Source organism: Methylosinus sp. Sm6 (assembly GCF_019802345.1).
GTDB lineage: Bacteria > Pseudomonadota > Alphaproteobacteria > Rhizobiales > Beijerinckiaceae > Methylosinus.
Genome location: NZ_JAINDZ010000001.1, coordinates 344,453 through 360,970, shown reverse-complemented (window position 1 = coordinate 360,970; position 16,518 = coordinate 344,453). Strand labels below are relative to the sequence as shown.

Genomic DNA, 16,518 nt, shown 5'->3' with positions numbered 1-16,518 from the left:
CGTTTCGCGCCGCCCTGTCGGCGACGCCGATATACGCCGGAGCCTGCGGGATCAATGTCGCGTTCGACGCGCGACGCGCTGCGGGAATAGGCGGGCGAAGACGAAGTCGAGCTCGCGCGGCACAAAGCGCGCGACGCCATTTGCGAGTTTTCGGCTACGCCGCCCTGATCGGCGGCAACGAGCGCGCGTCCCTTGTCCCGCGGCGCTCAGCGCCGGCGGCGCTTCTGATCATCCGCTCCGCCGTTGCTCGGCGGCGCCGCGGCGCCGGCGCTTTCGGCGTCGTGCTCGGAGCCGCCATAGCCGAGCACTTCGACCGTGATGATCGACGGCGCATCCGAGCCCGCATTGCCGGCGCGCGGCGTCTCCACCGCCTTGGCGGCGGCGCCGGCGGTGCTCGAAGCCGAGGTCAGAGCGCCCACATTGGCCGAGGAGGAGCTGGCCGGCAAACCGGATGCATTGCCTCCGAAGCTGATATTGGCGCCATTGCTCACTCTCTGCGCGACAATGACGAGATTGCCGCTCACGCGAATGCCCGCGGCGCCCGCATCCACCGTGCCGCGCGGCGCCGACAGAACGGCGTTGGAAAGGCTCGGATCCTGCGACGGCAGCGTGACGATGGCGCCGATGCCCGCGCCGGTGACGAGACCCTGCGGATTGACCGAGCAATAGCCGGTCGAATAATTGCACACCTCGCTCAGCACCGGATTGGCGACATAGGTCTTCGGGCCCGAGCCGGCGTCGATATCGCCATTGCCGCTGAAGATCTCCACATTGCCGCCCTGCTGCGTCATGATGCGGCTCTGGTTCACCAGCACCGTCTGATCCGTGTAGATGCGGATCGCGCCGCCGCGCAGCGTCAATATGCCTTCCTTGTCCGGCGTGAGCGTGTCGCGTCCGGCCGAGCCGACGCGAATGCCGCCGACGGGGCCGATGACATTGATGTCGCCGCCCGCCTGCGTCTCGATGAGCGAATAAGGCGTCACCAGCCGACCGACCGCGGCGGGATCGACGCGCTCGCTCTTCGGGAACAGCGTGTCGATCACTTCATAGGCGCGCGAATATTTGAGATAATAGGGGCTCGACGAGTCGCGATAGTCCGTCGCGACGCTGGTCAGGAACGAGAGAAACGCTTCGTCGATCATGAGCCGCTGCCGCGTCGCGGACAAATTCTGGAAGCTCGTCCAAGCCTCTTCGCGCGACTGACCGAGACTCGCCGCGATGAGGGCGAGGAAGTCGACGCCATTCGTTCCGGCCGACGCGGGATCGATATAGAGCCGGACCGCTTGCTCATAGCGATAGGAGAGAAAAGCCTCGTCGATCAGCAGATGCCGGCGCGTCTCCGAGAGTCCCTGGAAAGTGGTCCAGGCCTCCGTCCGCGACTGGCCGAGGCTCGATGCGACGAAGCGCAGGAGGTCGACGCCGCTCGTCGCCGCCGACGCGGGATCGACATAGAGCCTCGTCGCCGTGTCATAGTCGACGCCGCTGGCTACGCCATAAAGCACGAAGATGCTCGCGCCTTCGTCGGGAAGATAGCTGTGCAGCGTCGGAATGACGCCGTCGGCGAGCGTCCCGCCCGACCCGTTGCCGATCGTGTAGATCGAGAACTCGTTCTCCGGCGAGGCGTTCAACGGCCTGCGCACATTGCGGCCCGCCTGGATCAACAGCGACCCGGGACCGTAGAGATGATAGGCGCCGCCGATGTCGCGGCCGGCGACGAAGCTCGTCACATCCGCGTCAGTGAAATTGAGGCCTATGAAGGTGAAGACGTCGGAGCCGATGTCGCGGCCGACGTTAATTTGCGCGGGCCGGTTCACCGATAGCGCGCCGTCGAGATCGACGTCGGCGCCGACGACGACCGGCCCGCTGGTCGACAAGGCCGTCGACGCCATGGAATAGGACGACAAGCCGAGCGGATTGACATAATTGGAATCGTGCGCCGCCGTTCCAATGACGGCGGCCGACGGCGTGTCGAGCTGCAGGTCGACGACGATCGAGCCCGCGGCGGCGAGCGTGAGGCCCCCCGTGTCATGGCCGGCGCCGTCGGTCGGAAACGCGAGGATCGTCCGCGAGCCGCCTTCGCCGATCGTGACATTCCCCTGCAGCGCCGTGACCGAGAGGCTCGGCGGCAGCAGCGACGACGAGGCGATGCGTCCCGGGCCGTCCGGCTGGCTATTGTCGACCGCGAGCGTCATCGCATTCACATTGCCGGCGACGCTGAGGAGCGAGAGGCCCGCCTGCGCGCCATAGCTGGTGAAGCTGTTGCCCCACAGCACATTGCCCGTTCCGTCGAAGCCCGGCAGCCAGGCGATCGGCGTGAGGTTCTGAATGAACGTCATCCGCTCGAGCTCGTACTGCTGCGTCGTCGTCGGATCGAGCATCGTCCCGAGCGTGATATCGCCCTTGGCGACAATGGAAACGAAGCCGTTCTGCGCTGCGAGCATCAGCGGATAGGTCGCGGCGTCGCGCCCGCGCGTGATCGGATTGTCGGCGGTTTGCCGCACCGAGCCGCCGATCTCTATGCGGCCGACGCCGCGTCCGACGAGAAAGGTGCCGGAGTTCAGGTCGCCGCCGGCCTGCACGAGCAGATTGCCGCCGCCGTAATAAATCGCATGCGCGGGATCGGAAGCGGAGAAGCCGCCGGCGACGATCATCGTTTCTGGAAGCGAGGCGGAAATGTCGGTGATGTCGCGGCCGGCCCGCAGCGTGACGTCGCCGCCGCCGAGCGCCCCGAACTGCTGGAAGAAGGCGGCATAATTCACGAAGGTCGCCGTCTGGCAGGCGATGGCGCCGCCGTCGCAGGCGGAGAAAGGCGTGCCGTCGCCATCCGAGGCGCCATAGTGAATGAGCCAGTCCGCCCATGTCTCGCTCGCGCGCGCGGAAGAGAGGCCGATGATCGAGCCTCCCACCGCCACATCGACCGATCCTCCGCCCGTGCCCCAGGCGGGGGTGGATACGAGCCCGTTTGGATTGGCGAGATAGCTGCTGGTCAGGCTCGGCGCGACGTAATCGGACGGCGTCGCCGCCGCGGCGCCCGCCGTATAGACGGCGCCTTGAACGACCTCGTCGGTGAATTCCACATTGCCTGCGGCGGCGAGCGTGATCGAGCCCGTCCCCGTCCGCAGCATCGTCGGAATATGGATCGTCGTCGTATGCGTCTCTGTGTCGACGTAGGTGAAATCATAGCTCGTGTGGCCGCTGATCACGATGCTGGCCTTCGGCGCCGTCGCATCGACCGCCGACTTGCGCGAGACGACCGCATTGGGATCGACCGAAGCCTTGTTGCTGGTCAGGAAGCTCGCCCCGGCGACGAGATCATAGGAGAAGCTGTTGCCGAGGCTCACGGGCATCAGGCTCGCGGCCGACGTCGTGTTGGACACGGCGACATTGCCGACGCTGTAGATCGCCGGATTATTGGCGATGAGGTCCGCCGGATGCGGCGGATTGATCGTCTCGGACGACACATAGCCCGGCTGCAGCGTCGTATAGGCCGGCGGCGCGAAGGGCGGCGTGACGGCGACGGCCGCGAGGGCTCCGAACGCCGCGTCGGCGCCGGCCGCGCTGGAGAGAGTGAGATCGGAGACGACTTGGCTCAATGTGATCGTCTGCGTCATATTGAAGATGTTGAGATTGATCGTGCTGTAGAAATACGCCGCCCAGCGCGTCGCATAATCGGAGGCGGAGGTCGTCGCGGAGCCGTTCTCGGCGAACTGGATGGCGCCCAATCCGTGGCGGATATCATAATATGCCGAAGAAGTCGTCGGGGCCGTCGGAACGACGAGCGTCGACGGATCGATGGCGACGCTGCCGACCACGGCGGAAAGAATGGCGGAATAATCGGCGTAGGAGACGATGTTGCCGCCGGTGACGGAAACGCCGGTGTTGGCGGCGTTGACGTCTATGCCATGCAGGTCGAGCCCGGTGAGCTCGGTCTCATAGGCGCGGAACATCTCTAGATATTGCGCGTAATATTGATTGTACTGATCGACGACCTCGGCCGAGCCGGCGACCACGGTCGGCGCGCGTAGACTGAACTGCAGCGAATTGAACACGCTCTGCGACAGGTCGAAGAAGTCGGCGCTCGCCGGCGAGGAGTTCGCGGGGCCGGTGAGGCCGAAATCCCCCCAGGAGGAGCCGAGCGCGCTCACGAGATCGTTGAGGCCTTGCGCCGAATAGCGCAGCGCGCCATTCGAGAACATGGTGAGATAGGTCTGATAGAGACCCGAGTTGATTTCGTTGTTGTAGAGCGTCGCCGCATCGGTCGCGCCGGCGCCGCCGACGTCGTAGCGCACATAGAAGCCGTCGGTGATCGTGGCTTTGACGTCGATATTATTGGCGGCGCGCAGCACCAGCGTCCCGGGCTCGCCGCCATTGGTGGTGCGATAGAGCAGATTGAACGCGCCGGACTTGTCGATCGAGCCCGCGCCGAAATTCCAATTGCTGGCGACCGTGATATTGCCGCCATTGACGCTGGCGCTCGGATTGTAGAGATCGATTTCCGGCCGCAGATGCAGAGCGCTCCGCACATTCTCGCCGAAATGCCCCTCGACCGTCGCCTGCGCGCCGCCGAACGGATCATTGACGAAGCCGAGCAGCGTCTGCTGGTAGAAGGTCACGTGATTGGCGTTGACGGACCCGCTCGGCGTGAAAATGCCGGTCACGGGGTCCGTCGTTCCGGCGACCCGCGTACCATTCGAGCGGAACCAGCCGGCGGGATCGATGACGCCGTCGAAGTGCCGACCGGCGCCCCTCGTGGTCGGATCGGTCGTGCTCCACACGGCGAAGGCGTTCAGCGTCACAGCGCTCGCGCCGATGACGCTGTCGGAAGCGTTCTCGTAGAAGCTGACATTCACGTCGCGGCGACCATCGGCGTCGGTGACCACCGGCGCGCGCAAGGACACTGTTCCGCCGGTCCCGCCCGCTCCTGCGCTCACATCGATCGTCGCGCCCGAAGCGACCACGATCTTGCCGGACCCCTCGCGCGTCACCCGCTCGCTGCCGTCGGCGTTGAGCCTGACGCCGTCCCAATAGCCGGTCACGCCGAGCGTGATGCTGCCGCCATTGCGGTTGAGCTCGGCCTCGCCATTGGCGTAGCCGGGATCGTCGGCCTCCGGCGCCGCATAACGGGCGAGAAGCTTTGCGCCCGCATTGATGGCGACGCCGCCGGTCGTGACGCCGCGCGCATTCGTCTCGCCTGCGCCATAGAGCCCGATCACGCCGCCGGTCGGTCCGCTCGCGTCGATGGTTCCGTCGACGATGACGCTGCCGCGATTGGCGACGAGCCGCACCTCGGTCGAATTCAATGTTTGACCCGTCGGCACGACGAGATCGCCGTGACCGACAACGGTCTCGAAGCGGCGCGTGAAGCCGTTCCAGGGCAAGTCGCCGACGATGCTCCCTGTGCTCAGCACGAAGGTCCCGCCCGAATCCTTGTAGGCGGCCGAGGCGTCGAAGGCCCCGTGCAATGTGGTGACGCCCTCCGCGCCTGTCGCGATATAGACGCCGCCCGCATATCCTCTGCCGGACGCCGCGACCGTCACTTTCGCCCCGTCCTCGATCGTCACATCGCCCTTTTGCGACGCGATCCGCACCGTTCCGCCGGGCGTGTCCTGGGTGACGCCGCCGATCGCGACGCGCGTGCCGGATGCGTTCACGAGCGCGCCTGCCGCGAGCGTGACATCGCCCTCGGTCGCCGTCAGCGCCAAGGTTCCGCCCAGCGCCGTCAGCGCGCCGGAGCTCAGGATGCTCGCCGCGGTCAGGGACAGGCTGCCGCCGATCTCGGTGGGCGTGACCGCTGTCGCCGCGCCTGTGGAAACGATCGTCAGCGCGCCGCTCGTTTTCAGCGACTGGGCGCTGCCGGCCATCGCGATCACATTGCGCGCCGACAGGACGACATCCGCGTCGCCGGAGCCGTTGCGCGCGGTCAGCGAGCCCGAGCCGGAGAAGCGAATCTCCTCGCCCGCCACGAGATCGATCCGGCCAAAGCCGTTCGCCGTCATGGAGCCGGCGTCGCGCGTGATCGTCTGCGTCGCGTCGAGCCTCAGACGACCATCGCGTCCCGTGAGGCCGTTGGCGGTCGTCGAGGCGCCACGGGTGTTGGTCAGCACGATGTTGGCGGCGAAGACGCGGGTCTCGCCGCCCTCGCCATAAACTCCGCCGCCGTCCAGGATCAGCGCGCCGATCGGATGCGCGGCGTCGCCGATCGATAAACCGTCCGCGTCATGGAAATTAATGGCCGAGGCGCTGCGCAGACGCACAGAATCCGCGCCGGCGAAATTGGCGATGATGGCGTCGCTCAGAACGAGGCCGCCCGACGCGCCGTCGCCGCCGAAATCGACAATCTTGGCGGAGAGGTCGAAGGCCTTCGCCGTGAGCGCGACATTCGCGCCGAGCCGATTGGAGCCGCTCGAATCGATCGTGAGCGCAACAGCGGCGATCGAGACATTCTCGCTGATGAGAATGCCGCCGTTCTGCGCCGTCGCGCCGCTGCGCGTGACCGAAACCATGGCGCCGGCGGAGACGCGCAGCAGCGAGCCGTCGCCGTCGACGACGATGTCGCGGTCGCCGCCGCTCCCGGCCGTTCCGATGGCCCCTATGGCGGCGCCCTCGTCGACGACGATGCCGCCGCCGCCCGCCCGCGTGACGACGACGAGCTCGGGAGCGGTCAATCTGTGCGAAGCGTCCGTCGCGATCTCGACATCGGTCGCGACGCCGGTCACGGCGAGATCGCCGGAAGAGTCGACGCTCGAGGAGCCGCCGATCAGCACCGTCGTCGCGCCGACCCGGCTGATCTGATCGGCGTCGACGGTGAGATAGCCGGTTTGGCCCGGCGCCGGGGTCTTGTCCGAAGCCAGCACGAGGATCTTCGCGGCGCTGATCGCCAGCTGTCCGCCGACGCCTGTCAGGCCCGTCTCGAGCGGGCTCTCGCCAGCGCTGAAATCGAAGGAGCCGCCGATCGACAGACGATCGCGCGCGGCGAAGGTCAGCGCGCCGCCGTCGAGCGGCAGAGCGGGAATGGCCGTTCCGGCGGTCAGGGCGAGTTCGCGAATGTAGCGCGCGCCCGAGGTGATGTCGATCTGCGAATAGCGCGACCAGGTCGACTGCGCCTGCAGCTGGAACACCATGTTCTGCGACGATCGCGCGCCGGTGATGAGATTGGCGAACTGGCCCGTCACATAGATGGAGCCGTCCATCGACGTCAGGCTCCAGGACGCGGCGCTGGCGGTCGAAGCGGAAGCGACCGTGACGCGATAGGCGCCGGGCAGCGTCGCATACATGCCCGGCATCAGCGTGTAATAGCCCGCCGGCACGCCATTGCCGCCGGAGATGTAGATCGCCTGGCCCGCTGTCGCATTCAGCAGGCTCGAATCGAACGGCGCGCCGGTCGCCGACGAGGCAAAGGTCGGATCATAGGGCGCGACCCGAGCCGAAGAGGTCGGAACGAGCGCATAGACATTCGGGCCGGCGAGCACATTCTGGCTGCCGCCGACGCCCGCCACGAACTCGCTGGCGTAGATGTCGCCGCCGCCCGAAAGATCGAGCCGCGCGCCTTGGAGCGTGTCGACTTCCGCGCCATTGAGCGTGATCGCGCGCGCCGGGCTCGAGGTGAGGCGGAAACCTTCGTAATCCTTTCCGTCGGACGTCGTGTCGCCGACGAACCATCTCTCGCCGTCGACCGTATAGCCGTAAGGAACGACCGTTCCAGCGCCCGACACCGAGGTCAGGCTGCCCGCGCCGAGGGTCACGCTCGCCGTCGTGGTCTTGTTGCCGAGAACGACCTGTCCGAAGGGCGCCCAGAGCGTCCCGTTCTGCACGATCTCACGCGCGTCGAGTATGATCGAGCCCCCGGCCGACAGAGGCGCGCTCGCCACGCCGTTCTGCTCGACGGTGATCTTGCCGGTCGCCCGCAGCGTGAAGCTGGTCCCGCTCGTCGGATAAATCTCCGCCGCCTTCAGCGTCAGATCGCCGGCCACCGCGAGCGAGCCGACGAAGCGATTGCCCGTGCGCGTGGACGAGACATTGGAGCCGATGAGGCGGATCGCATCGGCGCTCTCGAGCGTGACCGAACCGAAATTCCGGAAGGTGACCTGCGAGCCTTCGTCGCGCACATGCGTGTCCGGCGTGCCGATATCGATCCATTGCGCCGAAACCTGGAGAACGCCGTCGCCCGTCCGCGCCGGCGATGGATCGATATCGGACTGCCGCAGCCAGACATAGCCGGCGTCGAGCGCGACCATCGCCGGCGATCCGTCGCTCCCCGGTCGCGCGGTCAGCATTCCGCCGAGGATCAGCGATCCGCGCAGGGCGACCGACATGGACCCGACGAAGGAGACGTCGGGCAATGAAAGGGAGTCGAAGCCGCTGCTATTGAGCGTGTCGACGCCGATGACCAGACTGTCCGCGGTCGCGTATCGACTGGTGGAAACTCCAACGACGCCGGCCTGCTCGATAACCGTCGGATCCGTCACGACCAGCGAGCCATTGTTCGCCAGCGGCGCGCCGCCGCGCGCGCTCACGGTTCCGGCGAAGGCGCCCGGCCCGTCGAGCGTCAGCACGCCGCCGTCGCTCCAGATCGGCTGCGCGACGAGACGCTCCCCCGACAGCGCCGCGCCCGAGGGGATTTCGACGCTGGCCGACGTTCCCTCGAGCAGCAGCCGCGCGCCGCGCTGCACATCGATCGCGCGTTCGGCGAACAGATCGATCGATCCGCCGTCGAGCGCGACTCCGGTGCGATAGGCGATTTGCGTCGGATCTCGGACAAAGACGCCGCTCACATCGAGCGACGCCTCGGCGCCGACGGTGACGGTCAGGCGACTCGATCCGCTGACATTGGTGCGCTCGGCGCGCAATTCGATCTCGCCGCCGGGCACCGTGATCGCGCCGAGCACAGTGACCGAGCCGCCGAGAGATTCGAGCCGGACCGACGCCTGCGCCTTCGCGCTCGCTTCCGCGACGATGCGCGCGCCGGAATCGAGCAGCACGCCCGCCGTCGTGCTCGGCCCCGTCTCGCCATAGACGTAAGCGACATGGCCGAGCGCGAAGCTCACCGGATTGCGCAATCCGTCCGGCGCGAGGCCGATCCGCGCCACATCACGCAAATCGGCGCCGGTCGGCAACGCCGTCAGCGCGTCCGTCGGCAGATAGCTCGTCTGCTGCAGGAGCACATGGGTTCCCGCCGTCACCGTCGAGCTTCCATAGACGCTGGTCAGCGCATAATCGGAAAAGCCGTTCGCGGCGAAAAAGCGCGCGGGCAGCACGACCTCGCCCGAGCGCTCGCCCGACGTATAGGAGGCGATCGCATTCGCGGCGCCGTCGATCGTGACGGTCGGCGCCTGCAGCGTGAATTTTCCGCCGGCGCCGAGCCCTTCGGAACGGATCGTTCCGCCGAGCACGACCGTCGCCGCATTCGGCTGATTGCCGCCGCTCGGATGCTCGTTATAGACGTTGGCGTTGGGATTGAGCGCGACCCAGTCGCCGACATAGGTTCGCAGCGAGAGATTGCCGCCGCGGCCGACGGGCAGTCCATCCGCGCCGAGCTTCAACTGGCCGTCGGCGCGGACATAGCCGCCGCTCGACACGTCGATGACGCTGCCGGACGAGAGGATGATGCTCTGCGTCGCGTCCAATATGTGGCTGTCGTCGTTCTGCACGAGCCGATAGCTCGCCGCGACCGTATTGATGCTGACCGAGCCGCCGTTCACGAAGGCGGCGCCCTGCAGCGCATCGCCGACCGCGCCCTGGTCATTGACCCAGAGGCCCCGCACATTCAGCTCGGCATGCGAGCCGAGCACCAGCGGCGGCGGAGCGGAGACGGCGTCGGCGCTGGCGTAGCTGCCGGTGAGGGTGATGCTTCCGCCCGCCGCTCTGATGACGCCGTCGATCCTCTGCACGCCGGCGAGATCGACCGCGCCGCCCGCCGCAACGGTCAGCGTCGCGCCCTCGGCCATGTTCACGACCGGCTGGACGTCCCCGGCGGGATTGATCTCGATGGAGCCGAAGCCGGTCGCCGAGAGCCGGTCCGTGAGCAGCGCCACCGTCGTCGGCGTGGAATAATCCGCCCCATAAGCATAATCGGCGAGCCCATAAGGATCGTCGCCGGCCTGCTCGCTCGTCTCGAGCAGATAATTGCCGCCGCGGGTGATGGTCAGCGAGGCGCCTGCCGGCAATTGCTCGAGCGAGGTCTGCCGCGTCGCGCCGCCGCCGACCGCGTTGGCGCGCTGACGCAGGCCCGCGACCGTGCGCGCGATGATGGTTCCGTCCAAAATCGGAATCGCCGTGGTCGACAGCGAGCCCGCGCTCGCCCCGGCGATATAGGTTTCTTCGTAATGCGCGCGATTGAGCAGCGAATTGACGTAGGTTTCGCTGACGCCCCAACGTGAATGATTCACGGTGAAGCCGCCCGCCGCCGCGGAGCCGACATAACGCATGCCCGGATCGGCGGAGCCGATGTCGTAAAAGCGGCCGTCGGCGCCGATGAGGCGCGTCGTGTTGATCGCGCCTCCGGTATAGGTGACATAGCCGCCCGAGAGATCGACGACGGAGCCGCGCTGCTGAATGAAGGTCTTGCCGGATATGTTCAGCGACCCGCCGACCGTCAGAAGCTCCTCGATCGTCTTGGGAATGAGGCCGGCGTAGCCGGACGCGTCGACGACCGGCGACCCGACCCAGCTCACGCCGTCGGCGCGCGTGCCGGAGAGGCGCGTGTCGATGGTCACCGTCTGGCCGATGAGCGCCGCGGCGAGCGGGGAATCGGCGACCTCATTCGGCGTGACGACGAAAGTGACGAGAAATTTGGAGACCGGAACCTGCACATCCGCGAGGCCGGAGACGTCGATGGTCGCGCCGGATTCGAGCAGCACCGGAGAGGAGAAGCCGCGAATCACCACCGCCGCGCTCGGAGCCCGCAGCAGCGAGCCCGATTGAAAATCGACGCCGGCGCCGCTGATCTCGATGCGGGGCTGCAGGCTGTCGGCAAAATAGTCGGGAGTGGCTGTTCCGGCCGGAGTCGTTCCGCTGCCTTCGTCCGGCAGAATAGTGGTCACGCTGTCGCCGCCGAAGATCACGTCGCCCGACGCGGAGAAGGTGATCGAGCCGGGACGCGCCACGCTGGTCGTCGCCGCGACAACGCCCTTCTGCTCGATGCGGTCGCTGGAGATGGTGACCGCGCCATTCGGAGCGAACAGCAATCCGTCATTCGTCGCGAGCCCCGCCCCGCCGAGCGTAAGCGACGTGAAGGTCGAATTCGACGGATTTTCGCCTCCAGAAAAATCCTGGTCGACGACGATCGAGGTGTGCACGCCCGTCGCCGTCGCCTGCGGCTCGCTGAGCAGCGCCGAGCCCTGCGCCGCGAGGATGACCTGCCCGTTCTGCGTCTTGATGCTGCCGGAATTGGCGACCCGCGGCCCGAGCAGCGCGACATAGCCGCCATCGTCGGTCTCATTGACCGAGGTCGTGAGCGATGCGCCGCGCTCGACGACGATCGCGCCGCCGCCCGGAGCCTGCGACGCCGCGACGCCGTCCATCGTCCCCATCGAGAAGCGCGTCGAATTGCCGACCGTCACGCCGAGCTTGGTCGCAATGGGGAATAATCCCTGCCCCGACCCGGTTCCGACGAAATTGCGATTTGCCGCCGCTTCGTTGGGCGGCGCAAAGGCCGTCACCGCTCCGAGCCCGGCGATCTCGAAGGTCATCTTATTGTAGGCGGCGTTTCCGTTGAACACGCTCGCCGCCGCCGTCCCGTCGATGTCGAGCGAGGAGGCGATCAGCGAATGCACATTGACCTGCGAGCCGGCGCCGAAGATGATTCCGTTGGGATTGATCAGCAGCACTGTGCCGTCGGCTTTGATTTGGCCGAGGATGCGGCTCGGCGCGCCGGTCGCGTCGATGCGGTTGAGCGCCACCCAATTCTCATGGCCCTGCTGGTCGTAGACGACGGACGTATTGGGCGAGACATTGTAGTAGAGCCAGGTCATCACCGCCTGCGCGGCGTTCTGCTTGATGGTGACCTCGGTCTTGCCGTCGCCGACGCTCTGCTTGGGCAGATCGGCGTTGATCCAGAGATTTGGATCGGAGCCGACGCGCGGATCGACGACGAGCCCCGGCAGCCTGCCTCCGCCCCCGAGGCTGAGGCCATCCGCGATCTGCGGTTGGACCGCAGCGCCCGCCGCGGCGCGCGCCGCCGCCTGCGCGGCCTGCATCGCCTGGATCGCCTGCGTCGCGCGCGTCAACGAGCTCTCGCTTTGGCGCGCGATCGTGGCGGCCTGCTGCGCTGCGGCGTTCGCCCCGTCCACCGCTGCGACGGCCGGCGCCGGAACGCTCGCGCCGCCCAACGGCCGCGCCGCGGCGCCCTCGAAACCTTGCGTGACGAAGGCGGCCAGAACGAGCGCGCTGGCGCCCGCCAGCAGCCGCTTGCGGGAAAAGGAGGCGACGAAGCCCGCCGACGGAGCGACCGACCGGCGGGAGTGGGCGCGCGCGCGCAATGTCATGACCGACCCATCCGTGATTTCAAGACGTCTTCACGCCACCGAGGCAGGCGCGGGCGATTCTGTCGCGACCGCCTGCTCGCGAAGACCTTCGCGCAGATAGACGACGAGATCTTGAATGAGACGGTCCCAGATCTCGATCTGCGCGCGCAGATACGCCTCTGTCACGCCGCCGACCACCGAGACGTCCATGCACAGCGCGACGAATGAGCCGCCGCGCTGGAGCCGCGCGAAGCGGCGCGCGACATTCCAGCCATTGATCAGATCCGCCGGCAGCTCGCCGACGATCTGCAGCACGCAGACGAAAGCGACGTCGGCGAACTGCGCTTCGCCCTCGCCGGCGAGGCGGCTGCCCGGCCGGATATCGAAGCCGAGGCCGCTCGTCGCCGAGCGCAGATAAGGAATGGCCGCGACCGGATCGGTCGCGGCCTCCACACGATAGCCGGCTCGTTGCAGGAGCTCGCGCAGATCGTCGAGCGTCAGGCGAGCGATGAGGGAATCCGACATGGGCAGCCTTTCCTGCGTGGCTTACTTGCGGACGCCGTCGAGAAGATTCGACAGCGCGATCTCGTTGACGACGGGCGGATTGCGCTTGACGAGCTCCGCCACATAGGCTCGGCGCAGCATGGACGCGCGCTCGGCCCGCATCTGCTGTGCGAGCTGCTCGCGCGCTTCCGCGAGCGGGCGCGTGTAGGACGGCTTGGTGTCGAGCAGCTTCACGATGTGCCAGCCGTCGTCGAGCTGAATCGGCTCCGACACGCCCCCCTTGGCGAGCCCCATCGCCCGCTGCCGGATCTCGGGTCGAATCTGCCCTTCCGACAGCCAGCCGAGTTCGCCGCCGTCCTTGCCTTCGCTCTCTGTCCTCGCGACCGCGGCGAAATCCGCGCCGGATTTCAGCTTGCGCTGAATCTCCTCCAGCGTCTTCTTCGCCTTGTCCTCCGTCGCGCGGTCGGCGTCCTTCGGCGCCTGGACAAAAATGTGGCCGAGCTGGAATTGCCGCGGAACCACGAAGGCGCTGCGATTGGCGTCATAAGCCTTCTGCATCTCCTCCTCGCCCGGATAGCCGGTGGGCGGAACAGACACGGACTGCAGATAGAGCTCGACCACAGCGCGCTCGCGCAGCCGCTCGAGCTGCGCCGCCACCTTGGGCTCCTGATCCCACTTCTTGGCGAGCGCCTCCTGCAGCACGACGCGCTCGCTGAGCATCTGCCGAACGGCCTGATTCAGCAGGCCGGGCTCCTTGGCGATGGCCGCTTGCTCGCGCGCGCCGAGCGCCTCGACATAGGCGCGCAGCTGGCCCGCCGTGATGTCGGTACCGCCGACATGGGCGACGACGTCCTCGCCCACCTTCGCGGCCGCGGGCGGCTGCGGCTTGATCGCCGAGACCTGCGGCGCCGCCGGCCTGGGCTTTTGAGCCGGAGCCTGCGTTTGCGCCAGGGCGCACGCGGGCGACGAGAGCGCGGCTCCGATCACGAGAGCGCGAAGCGCTCGGGACAGGAATGCGGGCCGTTTCGTCACACTGCTCATGGCGTCACCTTCTGATCGAGAATCTTGTCATTGTAGTCCTGCAGCAGATTTTGAATCTCGACCCGGCGCACGCCCGAGAGCGGCTCGCTCGCGACCGCGAGATCGGCGAAGTTGGCCGTTTCGTAATGCTGCAGCAGCTCGCGGCCGATTCTGGCGAGCTCCGTGTTCTTCGCCTTGCAGGTCTTCAGGCCCGCCTTGAAGCTCGCGGCCTGCGCCTCGAATTTGGCGCGCTCGGCGTCCTTGGCGCGCGCGACATCAGCCGCCTCTTCATAGGCCGCCTTCCATTTCTCCAGCGTCTGATCGCGTTCGGTGAGGCGCTGATTGAACTCCTCGACCGCGTCGCGATGCGCCTTCTCCACCTGTTTGATATCGGCCTTGGCCGCCTTCACCTGCCCCTCGAGCTTCGCGCGCACGGCGTCCGCTTCGGTGAGCTTGGCCTGCAGCGCGGCGCGCTGGTCCTCCAATGCGCGCTGCTGCGTGATCGCGCCACGCAGAGCCTCGCGGAGCCGGTCCGCCTCGGAATCCGCGGCCGCCGCCGGCAAGAACGGCGAGGCGGCCAGCGCCAGAGCGAAAGCAAGCGTGCGAGGGCGCATGATCAGAACTTTCCGTTGAGATCGAGATGCAGAACGTCGGCGGCGTAGGGCGAGCCGGAGATGTTATTTGCGCTCATCCAGCGCAGCGCGAGCCACACATTCTCGCCGACGCCGAGATTGCCGCCGAGGAAATAGCCTTTCAAATTCGTGCCGCCGAGGCCGAAATCCGCGTCGACGAAAGCGTCGACCATCGCATCCGACCCCAGATATTTATACCCCCCGAACACATTCCAATCCCAAAGATGCCGAATATCCTTGTGGCCGACTGTGGCGCTGGCGAGATAGCCGTATCGCCCGCCGACATACCAGCCCGGAAACACATCCTGGATCGCGCCCACCACATTATTGGCGAGGAAAGAAGTGTTCAAGTTTCCGTTAAACGCTGTATTTAAAATATATTCACCATCGAGCACGATGTGAATCGGATCGAAATGTCCGAAATCGGCCTGGGCGGCGGCAACGACCGGCCGATACTGCTGGGCAAGCCCGAAATATTGAAATTGATTGAGCTGGTTGCCATTGTTCGCGATGGTGCTGATGATCGAGCGCAGTGGGAAATAGGTGTTGCCGCGCTGCGCGAAGGACGGCCGCGTCAGATCCGTGTCGCACAGGTCGGACGCGCTGGAGACGGAGCAGGGAGTCGAGAGCTGCCCCTGCACATTGCTGAAATCATAATAAGTCGCAGCGAGCTTGAAAGAATAATCGGCGCCGATCTTGGCGGCGACGCCGAGCTGGCCGGCGAACAGCCATTTGTCACGGCTCGGCAGCTTCGACGGCGGACCGTAGTCATAGGCCGGGAGGTTGATGCCGGCGTTGAGATCGGTGTTGAAGAGCGGAAAGGCGCCGCCGGAGGCGAAGGCCGTGACATTCTCGGCGACTTGATACTTGCCCTGCGCGGCGAAGCCGTCGAACCCGATGTCGCGATACCAGACGAGATTGGTCGGCGACCAGAACGGATTGTCCATTCGCCCGGCCGTGATCGAGAACTCCTCGACCGGCCGAAATTTGAAGAAGGCGCGGTCGATCCACAGCGAATATTTCGAGAAATTGCCGCCGCCCGCGCCGAAGGTCTGGTTCTGCGACACGGGCGAATTATTCTCGCCGCCGGCGAAGCGCAGTCCGACCGAGAAGCTGTCGTCGAGCTCGGCGATCATGCCGAGGCGGCCGCGGAAGCGGAACTGGCTGCGGTCCTGCGTCACATTATAGGTCGGATAGTAGTACTCGTAGGCCTTGCTCACATTATAGGGCGAGCCGGTGTTGATGGCGTTGAAGTTGACCGCATTGATCTGATCGTTTCCGTCCGGATAGAAAATGCCGCGATAGCGCAGGCGCATGTCGCCATAGAAATGGATGCGCGTCGCCCATTCCGGAAACACGCCGGGAGACGCCCAATTCTCCTTCTGCGCTTGCGCCATCACGTCCTTCTTGATGTCCTCGCGCAATTGGCGTTTCACGATCTCGGGCACATAGGTCACATGCTTGACGCCGGGCGGCGAGGCGGCGGCGCTCGCGGCGGCGGCGGTCTTGGCCGCGTCCCCGGCTTTCGCCGTCGCGTCCTTCGTCGCCTGACGCTGCACATAGGCCTCCTTCTCGGCCTGATCGATCAGCGAGCGCGCCTGCTCCTCGCTGAGCACGCCCTGCTTCACGAGAAGATTGACGAGATTGACGGTCGCATTGGGCGAAATCCCCCGCGCTTTCGAAACCTTCGGCCGCGTCGCCTCGCTCGGCTTGCCGACGTCCACCGCATCCGCAGCATCCGCCGCGCTCTGCGCAAAGGCCGGCGTCGCGCAGATCAGAGCATGGAGCGATGCGGCGACGAGCAACGCCCCGCGACGAAAAATTGAATTTCTCTCCAACATCGAACTCCCCAGCCTACCCGCAGCGCCGCGTCGCGCCGCTCGACGATTTATCGTTTTCGA

The 16,518-nt window shown here is 66.4% G+C and carries 5 protein-coding genes; all 5 read right to left on the bottom strand.

The window, feature by feature from the left end:
- Nucleotides 1–206: 206 nt before the first annotated feature.
- The 5 genes from K3F48_RS01735 to K3F48_RS01715 are packed head-to-tail and all read right to left on the bottom strand — an operon-like array spanning nt 207 to nt 16,458.
- Nucleotides 207–12,482 (bottom strand): filamentous haemagglutinin family protein, encoded by a 12,276-nt coding sequence (locus tag K3F48_RS01735; RefSeq protein WP_222573671.1) that lies wholly within the window; start codon nt 12,480–12,482, stop codon nt 207–209.
- A gap of 30 nt (nt 12,483–12,512) precedes the next feature.
- Complete coding sequence (locus K3F48_RS01730) at nt 12,513–12,986, bottom strand: YbjN domain-containing protein (RefSeq protein ID WP_222573670.1); 474 nt, start codon at nt 12,984–12,986, stop codon at nt 12,513–12,515.
- A gap of 21 nt (nt 12,987–13,007) precedes the next feature.
- A complete protein-coding gene (locus K3F48_RS01725) occupies nt 13,008–14,006 on the bottom strand; it encodes a peptidylprolyl isomerase (protein ID WP_222573669.1) in 999 nt (332 codons plus the stop codon).
- Complete coding sequence (locus K3F48_RS01720; protein WP_222573668.1) at nt 14,003–14,599, bottom strand: hypothetical protein; 597 nt, start codon at nt 14,597–14,599, stop codon at nt 14,003–14,005. The genes K3F48_RS01725 and K3F48_RS01720 overlap by 4 nt, the downstream gene beginning before the upstream one ends.
- A 2-nt stretch (nt 14,600–14,601) precedes the next feature.
- Complete coding sequence (locus tag K3F48_RS01715) at nt 14,602–16,458, bottom strand: putative porin (protein ID WP_222573667.1); 1,857 nt, start codon at nt 16,456–16,458, stop codon at nt 14,602–14,604.
- Nucleotides 16,459–16,518: the final 60 nt, after the last annotated feature.